Origin of the sequence: Flavobacterium sp. FlaQc-30 (assembly GCF_044005885.1) — a bacterium.
GTDB lineage: Bacteria > Bacteroidota > Bacteroidia > Flavobacteriales > Flavobacteriaceae > Flavobacterium.
On the sequence record NZ_JBIPCO010000004.1, the window covers coordinates 1 to 16,417 of the forward strand.

A 16,417-nucleotide genomic window follows, 5' to 3' on the forward strand; every position below is an offset into this window, starting at 1 on the left:
TGATTCAGAAGGAGTCTTGACTCTTGATGCAAATACAGTATCAGGAAGCTACAGCATCACGTACCAATTATGTGAAGTAGGAGCCAATCCTTCAAACTGTGATACAGCTACAGCTACTGTAGTTGTAGGCCAGCCAATAATCGATGCAGTAGCAGAAACGACAGCTTCGATCAATGGTTACACAGGAGGAACAACTCCAGCCTTAACGTTAAATGATAAATTAAACGGAGCAGCAGTAGTAGTGGGTACTAACCCAGGTGAGGTAAAAGTAACCCCGGTAACAGTACCAACAGGCTTAACATTAAATACAGACGGAACAGTAACAGTTGCAGCAAACACTCCAGCAGGAAATTATGATGTAACATACAAAATCTGCGAAGTAACCAATCCAGGAAACTGTGATGAAGTAACTTCAGTTATAGTAGTTAGCCAGCCTACAATCGATGCAGTAGCAGAAACGACAGCTTCGATCAATGGTTACACAGGCGGAACAACACCAGCCTTAACGTTAAATGATAAATTAAACGGAGCAGCAGTAGTAGTGGGTACTAACCCAGGTGAGGTAAAAGTAACCCCGGTAACAGTACCAACAGACTTAACATTAAATACAGACGGAACAGTAACAGTTGCAGCAAACACTCCAGCAGGAAATTATGATGTAACGTACAAAATCTGCGAAGTAACCAATCCAGGAAACTGTGATGAAGTAACTTCAACTATAGTAGTAGGTAAATCAATTATCATTGCATTGACTGAGACTACAGATGCAATCAATGGAAGAGTTGGTGGAACGACATATTCATTAGTTAAAAATGATCTTTTAAACGGAGTTGCAGTTGTTATTAAAAATAGTAATGGAGGAGTAATCTTGACAAGTGTAAGTGTACCAGCAGGATTAACTTTAAATGCGGACGGAACTGTGAAAGTAGATGCGGGAACGCCAGTAGGACTTTATGAGGTTGAATATACAATTTGCGAATTTTTAAATCCAACGACAAATTGTGCAACTGTCAAAAGTTATGTTCTTGTTACAGGTTCAGCTCCTAGTGCAGGGTTATTAAAAGCAAATGAAGACAATGGAGGAACTATAGATACTAATAAAGGAGAAAAACCAAACGTAAATGTCTTTAAAAATGACACTTATAATGGTTTGCCATTAGATCCTTCAACTGTTATTTTAACAACAGTAGTTTCAAATCCTAATTTAATTTTAAAAGCGGATGGGTCAATAGAAGTAAAAGATGGAACTCCAGTTGGGGATTATGAATTGACATACCAAATTTGTGAAGTCTTAAATACAGATAATTGCAGTCAGGCAAAAGTGAAAGTTTCAGTTGAAAACAGCGTTGATCCTGAACCGCCAATTTCAAAAATTGTTCTTGGAAACGATCAAGGTGTTGCAGATGGAATAAATGGTTCACTTGAATTCATCAATGTTTTAGACAATGATTTCTTGAATGACAAGCCAATTAGTTCTCTAGATATTGTAATTACTAATATATCAAGAAGTCCATATTTCGAATTTAATTCAGATGGAACAGTAAATGTGAAACCAAATACGCCGGGAGGAAATTATGCAATTGCATATCAAGTTTGCGAAAAAGCAGATTCATCTAATTGTAGTACCGGAATGTTAAATGTTTTTGTTGAAGTTCCAGAAATTGCACTTGTAAAAACAGCGGTATTCAATGATGAAAATGGTAACGGAGTTGCTAATGCAGGCGAAACAATTACATATAGATTTGTGGTAACAAATACAGGAAATGTTCCATTAAAAGGAATTATGATTACAGATCCTTTAGTTGGAGTTAAAGTCTTTGGTCAAGCAATTGATCTAGATGTTAACGAATCTAATGACACTAATTTTACTGCAGAATATAAGATCACACAAAGTGATATTAATTTCGGAAGCGTGAGTAATCAAGCTAGTGTAAAAGGAAGCAGTGCAAAAGGAGTTGTAGTTGAAGATATTTCTGATGATGCAAGCCTTACAGATGATAAACCAACTGTTTTAGGTCTAAAAGGATGTGTGATAAAAGTCTTTAATGCTTTCTCTCCAAATGGAGATGCTAAAAATTCAAGATTCTACATTCAAGGATTAGAATGTTATCCAAACAATACAGTAGAGATTTACAATCGTTGGGGAGTATTAGTTTTTGATGTTGATCGTTACAATAATGAAGATCGAGTGTTTACAGGATTTTCACAAGGACGTACAACCATTAGTGAAACTGCTGGATTACCTGTAGGAACCTATTTTTATATTATTAAGTATACTGATAGCGATTCTAATCCTCACGAACTTTCAGGTTATTTATATCTAAATAAATAAAAATTACAAACGGCTTAGTATTGAGCTAAGCCGTTTTTTTAAATTCTTTTAAATGAAAAAATTAAGCTTAATTTTTATATTCTTTTCCATTGTAGGCTTTGCGCAGCAAGATGCTCAGTATACACAATACATGTACAATACTATAAATGTAAATCCTGCATATGCTGGTTCACGAGGAGTAATGAGTGTTTTTGGATTATATCGTACCCAATGGATAGGGCTTGACGGTGCGCCAAAAACCAGCAGTTTTTCATTAAACACACCGATAAATAACAGCGATATCGGAATAGGTGTTTCGCTTGTAAATGACAAAATTGGACCTACAAATGAAAATACCTTATCTACAGATATATCATATTCAATACCAACATCCGAAACCTTCAAACTTTCGTTTGGAATTAAAGCAACAGCTAATTTATTCAATTTAGACATAAATAAACTTAATCCCGAAGATCAGGGAGATCCACAGTTTCAAGACTTAAATAATAAGTTCTCACCAAATATTGGAGCAGGAGTTTATTGGCACTCAGACAAAGCTTATGTTGGTTTTTCTATTCCAAACTTCATAGAAACAAATAGATATGATGACAATGATGTCGCAATTTTTAAAGATAAAATCAACTATTACTTAATGGCAGGTTATGTATTTGATCTTAATTATTATGTCAAATTTAAACCAGCTGTTCTAACAAAAATGGTGCAAGGAGCCCCTTTACAAGTTGATTTATCAGGAAATTTTATGTTTAATGAAAAGTTTGTCGTAGGATTGGCTTATAGATGGAGTGCTTCATTAAGCGCAATGGCAGGTTTTCAAGTCTCAGAAGGAATGTATATAGGTTACGCTTATGATCGTGAAACGACTAAGTTAAACAACTATAATTCAGGTTCTCACGAAATATTCCTTCGTTTTGAGTTTTTTAATAATTATAATAAAATGATATCTCCAAGATTCTTCTAATATATGCCATAATGAAAATTAAAAAAATAGGTTATTCAGTTCTATTACTATGCTTCTTTTTCCAAATAAATGCGCAGACAAAACTTATAAGTAAAGAAAATAAAACTAAAAGCAGCAAGGAAGTTAAACTTGCCAAAAAAGAGGAGAAAGCAAAAAAAGAATATGCAAAACTAGTAAGTAAAGCAGATAAAAAATATGACAATTATGAATATGTAGACGCTATAAAGGCCTACAAAAGCGTAATGGCAAAAGGAGATTATGACGAAAAACTGCTTCAAAGACTTGCAGACTCTTATTATTTTACAGCCGATTTAAGAAATGCAGAAAAATGGTATGGAGAACTTTACAGAATCAATAAAAATCAGTTACCAGAATATTTATACAAGTATGCACAATCCCTAAAATCAGTAGGACATTATCAAAGAGCAGATCAAATCTTAGAAATATTTAACACCAGAGCTGCGTCACAAAATAGAGCTGCTTTAGTTAGAAATGAGAAAAATTATTTAGACGAAATTAAATCCAATTCGGGACGTTTTGTAATCGCCGATGCTGGAGTTAATTCTGAATTTTCAGATTACGGAGGAGTAGTTTATGATAACAAGATTGTTTTTACTTCTGCAAGGGATACTGGCGGAATAGCTAGAAAAAACTTTAAATGGACAAATAAATCCTTTTCTACTTTTTTTACAGCAGATTTATTACCAGATGGAAGTGTTGGAAAAGTGAAACTTTTCTATAAAAAAGACCATGGAAATTTTAATGAATCTTCTCCAGTGTTTACAAAAGATGGGCGCACAATGTATTTTACCCGAAATAACTTTATTGATGGTAAAAGAGGAGAAAATAATAAGAATGTAACGCTTCTTAAACTTTATAAAGCAGAATTGGTTGGTGATAAATGGGGTAATATAAAGGAGTTGCCTTTCACAAGTGATCAATACAGCACCGCACATCCTGCTCTAAGCATAGACGAGAAAACGTTGTATTTTGCTTCAGACATGCCTGGAACTCTTGGAGAATCTGATTTGTACAAAGTAACCATAAATACTGATGGAACTTTTGGAGCACCTGAAAATTTAGGAGCACATATAAATACAGAAGGAAGAGAAACATTCCCATTTGTCTCAGGTGATAATGAATTGTATTTTTCTTCAGACGGACGTCCAGGACTAGGAGGTCTTGATGTGTATGTTGTAAAAATGAATGAAGACGGAACGCTGGACGAAGTTCAAAATGTTGGACAGCCAGTAAACAGTAAACAAGATGATTTTGCTTTTGTAATCGACAGTAAAAAGAGAAATGGATTCTTTTCGTCAAATCGCGAAAATATGAATGATTCAGATAATATCTATCGATTTACAGAAATAAAAAAATTGGTATGCGAACAAGGACTGTCAGGAATAATTACAGATGCTGAATCAAATGAAATTTTAGCAAATGCTTCTCTTATTTTGTTTGATGAAAATTTCAATACGCTGCAAAATGTTGAATCAGATGAAAAAGGGAATTATGCTTTTGAAAACGTAAAATGCGGAAAGAAATATTCTATCAGAGTTGTCAAAGACGGTTTTAACAGAAAAGATGTTTCAATTGCTTTAAAGAAAGAAAATGGTAAAACTGAATTACCAATTGGATTGCATAAAAATGTGCAGCCAGCCGAAATTAAGAAAATAGCGGTAAATAAATTGGCTATTAAACCTTTGAAAATAGGGACTATTAACGTCGGGTCAGATTTGGTAAAATTACTTCACATTCCGATGAACTTTTTTGATTTAGGAAAAGCTACAATTAAAAAATCATCCGAAGCTTCACTAATTAAAGTTGTACAAGCCTTAAATCAGTATCCGAATTTAAAATTAGATATTCGATCGCACACAGACAGCCGATCTTCATCTGAAAGTAATCAGATTTTATCTGATAAAAGAGCCCAGTCAACAAGAGACTGGTTAATAAGTAAAGGAGTTGATGCCAGTAGATTAACAGCAAAAGGATATGGTGAAACACAGTTAGTTAATAAATGTGCAGACGGTGTAAAATGTACCGAACAACAGCACCAGTTAAACCGACGCAGCGAATTTATTGTAGTTGCTATGTAAATATAAGTTTCTTTAAAATATAATAAGCCCTTTTCTAAATCTAGAAAAGGGCTTTTTTCTTGAGAATACTTTAAAAGTTAAAAAAGCTGATTTTTGGCAAAAAAGAGCCGTAAATGTTTTTGTTCTTTAGTGTATAGTTTTAAAAAGTTATAAAACAATGTATAATGTTTAAAATGAGTATGTTGTGTTTTTAAAATATAGTGTTAGAAGTAAATAGTGTGCGATTTTTTTTTAACTTTATAAATCTAAAATTTTTCAGATATGACTGTAGATCAAATACTAAACGCAAAAGGTAAAAATGTTTATTCGGTACATTCAACAACAACAGTTTATGAAGCTTTGAAAGTAATGGGCGAAAAAAACATAGGAGCAATCCTAGTTATTGACGGAAATGACTTAAAAGGAATTTTATCTGAAAGGGATTATGCTCGAAAAATAGTTTTAAAAGATAAATCTTCCAAAGAAACCCTTGTGCATGAAATCATGGAAAGCAATGTTTTTTCGGTTAAATTATCTAATAATATCGAGGATTGTATGGAGTTGATGAGCTCAAAGAGAATCAGGCATCTCCCAGTTTTAGAAAACGAAATTGTAGTAGGAATAATTTCGATCAGTGATGTGGTAAAAGCTGTTATCGAAATTCAAAAAGATACCATTAATCACTTAAATTCCTATATCTCACAGTAAATAAATTTTATGAAATATAACTTTTTAAATAGTCCATTTTGTCATGGGCTATTTTTTTGACGTTATTAATTTAACATTTTAACAAAAGAAAGTAGTAAAAACATACCTTTTTAAGCTAAGACTTATATCTTTGTAAGCTAGAATAAAAGCTAAAAATAATGAACAAAGAGAGTAAAAAAAGAGAGGCATTACTGTACCACGCAGAGCCAACTCCAGGAAAAATTCAAGTAGTTCCAACAAAAAAATATGCAACCCAAAGAGACTTATCACTGGCTTATTCGCCGGGAGTTGCTGAACCATGTTTAGAAATCGCAGCAAACAAAGAAGACGTTTATAAATACACCGCAAAAGGAAATTTAGTAGCTGTAATTTCAAATGGTACAGCTGTTTTAGGTCTTGGAAATATAGGCCCTGAGGCAGGAAAACCAGTAATGGAGGGGAAAGGTCTATTGTTTAAAATATTCTCAGATATAGACGTTTTTGATATAGAAATCGATACCGAAAATGTTGAAGAATTTATTCAAACGGTAAAAAATATTGCTCCAACCTTTGGAGGTATCAATCTTGAAGATATCAAAGCACCAGAATCTTTCGAAATTGAAAGAAGATTAATAGAAGAATTAGACATTCCAGTAATGCATGATGATCAGCACGGAACTGCGATTATTTCTTCTGCAGCCTTAATCAATGCACTTGAATTAGCAGGCAAAAAAGCCGAAGATGTAAAAGTGGTTGTTTCAGGAGCAGGATCAGCAGCAATTGCTTGTACTGATCTATATGTTTTACTAGGAGTAAAAGTCGAAAATATTTTAATGTATAATAGTAAAGGACTTTTAACAAAAGACAATCCTTCACTTTCAGAATTACAATTAAAATACGCAGTTAACGGTCCTAAAATTGATTTAGCAGATGCAGTAAATGGAGCAGATGTTTTCATCGGATTATCATCAGGAGATATTCTGTCACCAGAAATGTTATTGACAATGAAAGAAAATCCGATTGTGTTTGCAATGGCAAATCCAAATCCGGAAATCGATTATAATTTGGCTGTTCAAACGCGAAAAGACGTTATTATGGCTACAGGACGTTCAGACTTTCCTAACCAAGTAAATAATGTTTTAGGTTTTCCATATATTTTTAGAGGAGCGTTAGATGTACGTGCTACTAAAATTAATGAAGAAATGAAAATGGCGGCTGTAAAAGCTTTAGCTATTTTAGCAAAAGAACCAGTTCCAGAACAAGTTAACGTAGCTTATGGTGCAACAAAGCTTGGTTTTGGTCAAGAATATATCATTCCTAAGCCTTTTGATCCTCGATTAATTACTATTGTAGCGCCTGCAGTTGCTAAGGCAGCAATGGAATCTGGCGTAGCAAAAAAACCTATTACAGATTGGGCAGCTTATGAAGATGTGCTTCGTGAACGTATGGGTAACGATAACAAAATGGTGCGTTTAATTACCAATCGTGCTAAATTAAATCCTAAACGAGTTGTTTTTGCAGAAGCAGATCATTTAAATGTTTTAAAAGCAGCTCAAATTGTTTATGAAGACGGTATTGGTTCGCCAGTATTATTAGGAAATAGAGAATTAATTTTAGAATTAAAAGCTGAATTAGGTTTTGATGCTGATCTTGAAATTATTGACCCTAAAACGAATGAAGAAGAAGCAAGACGAAATCGATTTGCAAATTCTTATTGGGAAACAAGAGAGCGAAGAGGAGTTTCATTGCTTGATGCTCAGAAGTTTATGCGCGAAAGAAATTATTTTGCAGCAATGATGGTTAATGAAGGAGAAGCTGATGCTGTAGTTACAGGTTACTCAAGAAGTTATCCAAGTGTTGTAAAACCAATGCTTCAGCTAATCGAAAAAGCGCCAGGTGCATCACTTGTTGCGACTGCAAACATGATGCTTACATCTCGTGGACCAATGTTCTTGTCAGATACAGCAATAAATATCAACCCAAGTTCAGAAGATTTAGTAAACATCGCCATCATGACAGCAAAAACAGCAAAAATGTTTGGTGTTGAGCCTGTTATTGCAATGGTTTCTTATTCGAATTTTGGATCATCAACAAGTCAAAGTGCTTCAAAAGTAAGAGAAGCAGTTGCTTACTTGCATAAAAATCATCCAGACATGATTGTTGATGGTGAAATTCAAGCAGATTTTGCTTTAAATCCAGATATGCTTAAAGAAAAATTTCCTTTCTCTAAATTAGCAGGTAAAAAAGTTAATACATTAATCTTTCCTAACTTAGAGTCAGCAAATATTACATACAAATTGTTGAAAGAGTTATATAAAGTTAACTCTATTGGGCCAATTATGATGGGAATGGGTAAACCAGTTCACATTTTTCAATTAGGAGCAAGTGTTGAAGAAATGGTCAACATGGCAGCAATTGCGGTAATTGACGCGCAGCAAAAAGAAAGTAAAAAAAACAAATTAGCAGAGTAGTACAATAAAGTAAGGGTCAAATAATATTGTCTTAATTTTATTGCATTTTTGTTATATTTGATACTTATAAATAATACTATGATAGCACATTTGCAAGGGAAATTAGTTGAAAAAAATCCCACAGAAGTTGTAATTGATTGTGGTGGAGTGGGATACCATGTAAACATATCGTTGCATACCTTTTCATTAATTCCTAATGCTGATTTTATAAAATTGTATACGCATCTTCAAATCAAAGAAGATGCGCATACTTTATTTGGTTTTGTCGAAAAATCAGAGCGAGAAATATTTAGAATGCTTTTGTCTGTTTCAGGAATTGGAGCCAATATTGCAAGAACAATGTTGTCTTCTATTGAACCAAGACAAATTATTAATGCCATAGCATCGGGTGACGTTGGTGTTATCCAGTCTATAAAAGGAATTGGAAACAAAACAGCACAGCGAGTAATACTTGATTTAAAAGAAAAAGTGTTAAAGTTGTACGATTTAGATGAAGTTTCCGTAGTTCAAAACAATACAAATAGAGATGAAGCGTTATCTGCTTTGGAAGTTTTAGGATTTGTTAGAAAAACTTCAGAAAAAGTAGTTGAAAAGATTGTAAAAGAAGATCCGGAAGCTACCGTAGAAACGATTATTAAAAAAGCATTAAAAAGCTTGTAAACCCAATCTTGATAAACGAATTGTATGCGTAAAATTTGTATTTTTTTGCTGGTTTTATTATGTGGTAACGTTTTGCGATCACAAGTAAATCCGGCGGCTCAAGATACAACCAAAACTCAGTTTTCTGTTGGAAAATTAGAGTTAGAAAATCCGCCTAGTATACTCTCAGCTTATCGATATGATCCAATTACAGATCGTTACATTTATACAAAATCAGTCGATGGTTTTTCCATTGATTATCCCCTTATTTTAACACCCAAAGAATACGAAGATTTAGTTTTAAAAGAATCCAGAAGAGATTATTTTAGAAAGAAATCCGATGCAATCGATGGCAAGAAAGCAAACAGCGAAGCTGCCAAAAAAGATTTACTGCCACGTTACTATATTAATTCAAGCCTTTTTGAAAGTGTATTTGGAAGTAATACTATCGACGTAAAACCTACTGGATCTGTTGAGATGGATTTAGGTATGCGTTATACAAAACAAGACAATCCTTCATTCTCACCTCGTAATAGATCAAGTCTTACGTTTGATTTCGATCAGCGAATCAGTATGAGTTTAATGGGTAAAGTAGGAACTAGATTGGAGGTAAATGCAAACTACGATACACAATCGACATTTGCATTTCAAAACTTGTTTAAACTGGCATACACGCCGTCAGAAGATGATATCATCCAAAAAGTAGAAGTAGGTAATGTCAGCATGCCGCTAAATAGTACCTTAATTCGTGGAGCGCAGAGTTTGTTTGGAGTTAAAACGCAGTTGCAATTTGGAAAAACAACCATTACAGGCGTTTTTTCAGAACAAAAATCACAAACAAAAAGCGTCGTTGCCGAAAACGGAGGAACAGTTCAAAACTTTGATCTATATGCTTTAGATTATGATAACGATCGACACTTTTTCTTATCTCAATATTTTAGAAATAAGTATGACGCGTCTCTAAGGAATTATCCAATTATTGATAGTCGTGTACAGATAACAAGATTAGAAGTTTGGGTAACCAACAAACAAAATCGTATAAGCACAAACAATAATAACTTAAGAAACATTATAGCGCTTCAGGATTTAGGTGAAGGCCAGATTAGTGGTATTCCAGATAACGAAGTTGTTGTAATAAGTTCTAGCACTGGATTTTTTAATAATCCTGTAGATACACCAACAAATAATACCAATAATAAATATGATCCAGCGACCATTGGTCAAGCAGGAGCATATTTAAATTCTAATATTAGAGAAATCGTAACTGCAAAATCAGGATTCAACAACACCAATGTAAGCGAAGCCACTGATTATTCTGTATTAGAAAATGCTCGAAAATTAACAGCGGCAGAATATACATTTAACCCTCAATTAGGATATTTATCGTTGCAACAGCGTTTAGCAAACGATGAAATTCTAGCAGTAGCTTTTGAATACACAGTGGGTGGAAAAGTGTACCAAGTAGGAGAATTTGGAAGTGATGGTATTGACGGAACAGTAGTTACTGGAAACAATAATGGCAATCAGGCAATTATTACACAAAGTTTAGTTTTAAAAATGCTGAAAAGTAATTTGACAAACGTTAAAAATCCAGTTTGGAATTTGATGATGAAAAACGTTTATCAGATTCCACAGGCCTATCAAATTAAACAAGATGATTTTAGGTTAAATATCCTTTACACAGATCCATCGCCTATAAACTACATTACACCAGTTCAAGGAACTACTTTTCCTCCAAATCCAGCGCCAGATAGTAAAGTGGAACAAACGCCATTATTAAACGTTTTCAACTTAGATCGCTTAAACTACAATAATGATCCGCAAACAGGTGGAGATGGATTTTTTGATTACATTCCTGGAATAACAGTCGATGTTCAGAACGGACGTGTAATTTTTACAACAAAAGAACCTTTTGGAGAGCTTATCTTTAAAAAATTACAAAACAGCGCAGGAGAAACATATAACGATCCAACAACTTATAATGCCAATCAGCAAAAGTATGTTTTTAGAAATATGTATAAAAACACTCAGGCAGGAGCATTGCAAGACAGTGATAAAAATAAATTCTTATTAAGAGGAAAATACAAATCATCAGGAAGCAACGGAATACCTATTGGAGCATTTAATGTACCTCAAGGATCTGTTGTGGTTACTGCAGCCGGACGAAGACTAGTTGAAGGGATCGATTATAGTGTCGATTACCAACTAGGAAGAGTGCAAATTTTAGATCCTTCACTTCAGGCATCAAACACACCAATAGAAGTTTCATTAGAAAACAATTCAATCTTCGGACAGCAGACTAGAAGATTTATGGGGTTCAATGTCGAGCATAAAATTTCAGATAAATTTGTTGTTGGAGGAACTTACTTAAAAATGACCGAAAGACCATTTACTCAAAAATCAAGTTATGGTCAAGAGTCAGTAAATAATACCATTTTTGGTTTTAATGGAAATTACTCAACAGAAGTTCCCTTTTTGACAAGATTAGCAAACAAATTGCCTAATATTGATACGGATGTGCCATCGAATTTATCTATACGAGGTGAAGTTGCATTTTTAAGACCAGACGCACCAAAAGCAAGTGATTTTGAAGGAGAAGCAACCATTTATGTTGATGATTTTGAAGGTTCACAGACTACAATCGATATGCGATCTGCTTATGCATGGAGTTTAGCATCAACACCATTTGTAAATTCTATAAATGATAATACATTTAATGCCAATTCAAACACTTTAGAATACGGTTATAAAAGAGCAAAACTATCTTGGTATACCATTGATCCAATTTTTTATTCCTCAAAACCATCAGGAATTTCAAATGATGATTTGTCTTTAAATACAACAAGAAGAATTTACAGCCGAGAATTATATCCAAATACCGATATTGCTCAAGGACAGATTCAGGTAGTTAATACACTTGATTTAACATACTATCCATCAGATAGAGGACCTTATAATAATAACCCAAATTTTAGTTCAAGTAATCCATCGTCAAATTTTGGTGGAATCATGCGAGCTTTAAATTCAACAAATTTTGAGCAAGGAAACGTTGAGTATATTCAGTTTTGGGTGCTGGATCCTTATGTTGGAAATGGAGAAACACCGGGAACTAATACAGGTAAAATATATTTCAACTTAGGAGAAATCTCCGAAGACGTTTTGAAAGACGGAAGAAAACAATATGAAAACGGATTGGGGCCAGATCAAATTATGGTTAATCCGCAGCCGCTTTGGGGAGATGTCCCTGCATCACAATCTTTAATCTATGCTTTTGACACCAATCCAGATAACCGAAGAAATCAAGATGTTGGTTTAGACGGTCTGCCAAGTTCAAAAGAAGGAGCAATTTATACAAATTATGCAGGAGAAGCTGACCCTGCAGCAGACGATTATACCTATTATTTAAATACTGATGGCGGGGTTCTTGAACGTTATAAAAACTATAACGGAGTTGAAGGAAACTCAGCGGTAAGTATTAATGATCCAAATCGTGGTTCAACGACTCTTCCAGATGTTGAAGATATTAATCGCGATAATACAATGAGTACCATTAATGCTTATTATGAATATAGTATTGATGTAAAGCCGGGAATGCAGGTAGGGCAAAATTATGTTACAGATATTAGAGAAGTAAGTAATGTCGAGCTGCCAAACGGAGGAACAACAACAGCAAGATGGATTCAGTTTAAAATTCCAGTTTCTCAGCCACAAAACACGATTGGTAATATTACAGATTTTAGATCTATTCGTTTCATGCGTATGTTCATGACTGGATTTAATAATCAGACTACCGTGCGTTTTGGAGCCTTAGATTTAGTGAGAGGAGAATGGAGAAGATATACAGGAACCCTTGATGCAAATGACCCAAATCCAGACGATGATGGAGTAGAGTTTGATGTAGCAGCAGTAAATATTCAAGAAAACGGAACCAAGTGTCCAGTAAATTATGTAATTCCACCCGGAGTTCGAAGAGAGCAGTTGTATAATAACAATACTGTTATCAATCAAAACGAGCAATCTTTGGCAGTGCGAATTGGCGGTGTAGGTTTACAGTATCAAGATTCAAGAGCAGTTTTTAAAAACGTAAGTGTTGATATGCGTCAATACAAAAAACTTAAAATGTTTTTACATGCTGAATCTCTGCCAAATGAAAATACACTTGAAGATGATGAAATGGTTGGTTTCATTCGTTTTGGAAATGACTTTACACAAAACTTCTATCAAGTAGAAATTCCATTAAAAGTTACCAGAACGGGAGGTTCGTGTACTATAAGTCCAGATTTGGTTTGGATGGAAGAGAATAACATAGACTTAGCTCTTGATTTATTGACCAGTATGAAAATTAAAGCCATGTCTATTGATATCAATTCTGATAAGCGTGATATTAACGGAATTTATTATCCAGATGATGATTTATCAAGTGGAGGAGATGGTGACAGCAAGTTAAAGTTAGGTATAAAAGGAAATCCTAATTTTGGTTTAGTGCGAAACTTAATGGTTGGAGTAAAAAGCAGGGCCGATCATAAAGATATAAAAGGAGAAGTTTGGTTTAATGAACTTCGATTAGCAGATTTAGAGAATAAAGGCGGAATGGCAGCAATATTAAATGTTGATACTAATATGGCCGATTTTGCAACTGTTTCTGCAACTGGTAGAAAAAGTACAATAGGTTTTGGATCTTTAGAGCAAGGAGCAAACGAACGCAGTCGTGAAGATGTACAGCAATACAACATTGTAACGAATTTGAATTTAGGAAAATTATTGCCTCCAAAATGGGGAATCAACCTGCCGTTTAATTATGCAATCGGTGAAGAAGTAATTACGCCAGAATATGACCCTTTTAATCAGGATATTAAGTTAGATCAGTTAATAAGAGAAACGACAAACGAGGCTGAAAAAGACAATATTAGAACTCGTGCTGTAGACTATACGAAACGTAAAAGCATCAACTTTATAGGTGTTAGAAAAGATAGAGCTCCAGAGCAGAAACCTCATGTTTATGATGTAGAGAATTTTACATTTTCACAATCATACAATCAGGTCGAAAGACACGATTATGAAGTTGAAAGTTATGAAGACGAGCAGTCTAGTACAGCAGTAAATTATGCTTATACATTTCAGCCCAAAGAAGTAGTTCCGTTCAAGACTACAAAGTTTATGAAGAAAAGCGATTATTGGAAAATGTTAAGCGACATCAATTTTAATTATCTGCCGTCAAACATATCTTTTAATACTAATATTTTAAGACAAAGCAACCGTCAGCAGTATAGACTAGTTGAAGTTGAAGGTATTGGACTTGATCCGTTATACAGAAGAAATTTTGCCTTTAATTATCAATATGGTTTTGGTTTCAACTTAACTAAATCATTAAAACTAAATTACTCAGCAGCATCAAATAATATAGTTCGAAATTTCTTAAACGATGATAACTCTCCAAAAGAAGATTTTAATATTTGGGATGATTATTGGGACATTGGTACGCCAAATCAGCACGTTCAACAGTTAATATTGAATTATGATATTCCAATCAATAAAATTCCAATCTTTAGTTTTGTAAAAGCGAGTTATTCTTATACAGCAGACTACAGTTGGAATCGTGCTTCAACAGCATTTACGCAATACGAAGATACCAATGGTAATATATACGATTTAGGAAATACAATTCAAAACGCAAATTCTAATACACTTACTACAACCTTAAACATGAATATGTTGTATAAGTATTTAGGATTAACGCCGGGTGCAAAATCTCCTGCAAAACCTAAAACAGCAGCACCGCCAAAACCAGGTGAGAAAATTGTTAATACGGCAAAACCAGTTGTAAGCAGCAGTCCTTTTTATGATGGTTTAATTGGAGTGTTGACCAGTGTGAAAAATGTTCAAATTAATTACACCAAAAACAGCGGTACCGTTTTACCTGGATATACGCCAAGTATTGGTTTCTTAGGAACATCAAAACCAAGTTTAGGCTTTGTATTTGGTAGTCAAGATGACGTTCGTTACGAAGCTGCAAAAAATGGATGGCTGACAACTTACCAAGATTTCAATCAAAGTTTTACACAAGTTTCAAATAAGCTTTTAAAAGTTACAGCAAACATTGATTTGCTTCCCGACTTAAAAATTGATTTGGCAATGGATCGCGCCTATTCTGAAAACTCATCAGAACAGTTTAGTGTTGATCCAGCAACGAGAGAATATTTGCCGTTGTCGCCTTATACTTATGGAATGTTTTCTATTTCGACAGTTTTGATTAAAACAGCTTTTTCAACTAGTAATGAAACACAATCTGCAGCATTTGATGATTTTAGAAATAATCGCTTAATAATTGCAAACCGTTTGGCAGAAGAACATTATGGCGCAGGAGTTGAAATTCCTAGATATGGAGATGCAAATAATCCAATTCCAGCAGAAACAGATCCTAATTATAAAATATATGTTTCCAATCAAGGATACCCTATTGGATATACAAAAAGCAATCAAGCCGTTCTGCTGCCATCATTCTTAGCCGCATATACAGGTGGAGACGCTTCGGGCTCATCTACAGATATTTTTAGAAGCTTTCCAATTCCAAACTGGAGTATTAAATATAATGGATTAATGCGCTATAAGTATTTTAAAGATAAGTTTAAGCGTTTCTCATTACAGCATAATTATAGAGCATCTTATACTGTGAATCAGTTTAGATCTAACTTTGATTTTAATGATCCTGCTAAGACGCAAGACGTTAATACTAATTTCTATAATCAAATTATTATGTCTAACGTTAACTTAGTTGAGCAGTTTAGTCCATTAATTCGAATGGATTTTGAATTGAAGAGTTCTTTACGAGTGCTTTCTGAGATTAAAAAAGACAGAGCATTATCAATGAGTTTTGATAATAATTTATTGACAGAAGTTAGAGGAGTAGAATATATAGTTGGATTAGGATATCGTTTTAAAGACGTTATTTTTTCGTCAAGATTAGCAGATTCTCCAACAGGAATTATTAAGAGTGATATAAATATTAAGGTCGATTTCTCATTTAGAAATAATGAAACATTAGTACGATATTTAGATTACGATAATAATCAGCTTGCGGCAGGACAAAATATCTGGTCGTTAAAATTAACAGCAGATTATTCTTTTAGTAAAAACTTGACAGCAATATTTTATTACGATCATTCATTTTCAAAGGCTGTTATTTCAACATCGTTTCCTTTAACAAATATTAGATCCGGGTTCACGCTTCGATATAATTTCGGAAATTAAATTT

7 protein-coding genes are annotated in these 16,417 nt (G+C 33.9%); all 7 read left to right on the forward strand.

Annotated features, from left to right (window positions below; genetic code table 11):
- A partial coding sequence (locus ACHRV0_RS10240; protein WP_395440780.1) for a gliding motility-associated C-terminal domain-containing protein occupies window positions 1-2,332 on the forward strand: 2,332 nt, incomplete at its 5' end.
- 52 nt (window positions 2,333-2,384) lie between these two features.
- A complete protein-coding gene (locus ACHRV0_RS10245; protein WP_129024181.1) occupies window positions 2,385-3,290 on the forward strand; it encodes a type IX secretion system membrane protein PorP/SprF in 906 nt (301 codons plus the stop codon).
- A gap of 11 nt (window positions 3,291-3,301) precedes the next feature.
- A complete protein-coding gene (locus ACHRV0_RS10250; protein WP_395440781.1) occupies window positions 3,302-5,389 on the forward strand; it encodes an OmpA family protein in 2,088 nt (695 codons plus the stop codon).
- 261 nt (window positions 5,390-5,650) lie between these two features.
- Complete coding sequence (locus ACHRV0_RS10255) at window positions 5,651-6,076, forward strand: CBS domain-containing protein (protein ID WP_089054429.1); 426 nt, start codon at window positions 5,651-5,653, stop codon at window positions 6,074-6,076.
- A 158-nt stretch (window positions 6,077-6,234) separates the two neighbouring features.
- Window positions 6,235-8,526 (forward strand): NADP-dependent malic enzyme, encoded by a 2,292-nt coding sequence (locus ACHRV0_RS10260; protein WP_129024179.1) that lies wholly within the window; start codon window positions 6,235-6,237, stop codon window positions 8,524-8,526.
- 78 nt (window positions 8,527-8,604) lie between these two features.
- Window positions 8,605-9,186 carry a Holliday junction branch migration protein RuvA gene (gene ruvA / locus ACHRV0_RS10265; RefSeq protein WP_089054431.1) on the forward strand — a complete coding sequence of 194 codons (582 nt, stop codon included), beginning with the start codon at window positions 8,605-8,607 and terminating at the stop codon, window positions 9,184-9,186.
- Between the two features lie 24 nt (window positions 9,187-9,210).
- Window positions 9,211-16,413, forward strand: a complete 7,203-nt coding sequence (gene sprA / locus ACHRV0_RS10270; RefSeq protein WP_395440782.1) for a cell surface protein SprA — start codon at window positions 9,211-9,213, stop codon at window positions 16,411-16,413.
- The last annotated feature ends 4 nt before the right edge of the window (window positions 16,414-16,417 follow it).

What these genes read in the sequence shown, in the direction of transcription:
- ACHRV0_RS10250 (WP_395440781.1), top strand. Translation starts at nt 3,302, where the DNA reads ATGAAAATTAAAAAAATAGGTTATTCAGTTCTATTACTATGCTTCTTT.
- ruvA (WP_089054431.1), top strand. Translation starts at nt 8,605, where the DNA reads ATGATAGCACATTTGCAAGGGAAATTAGTTGAAAAAAATCCCACAGAA.
- sprA (WP_395440782.1), top strand. Translation starts at nt 9,211, where the DNA reads ATGCGTAAAATTTGTATTTTTTTGCTGGTTTTATTATGTGGTAACGTT.
- ACHRV0_RS10245 (WP_129024181.1), top strand. Translation starts at nt 2,385, where the DNA reads ATGAAAAAATTAAGCTTAATTTTTATATTCTTTTCCATTGTAGGCTTT.
- ACHRV0_RS10260 (WP_129024179.1), top strand. Translation starts at nt 6,235, where the DNA reads ATGAACAAAGAGAGTAAAAAAAGAGAGGCATTACTGTACCACGCAGAG.
- ACHRV0_RS10255 (WP_089054429.1), top strand. Translation starts at nt 5,651, where the DNA reads ATGACTGTAGATCAAATACTAAACGCAAAAGGTAAAAATGTTTATTCG.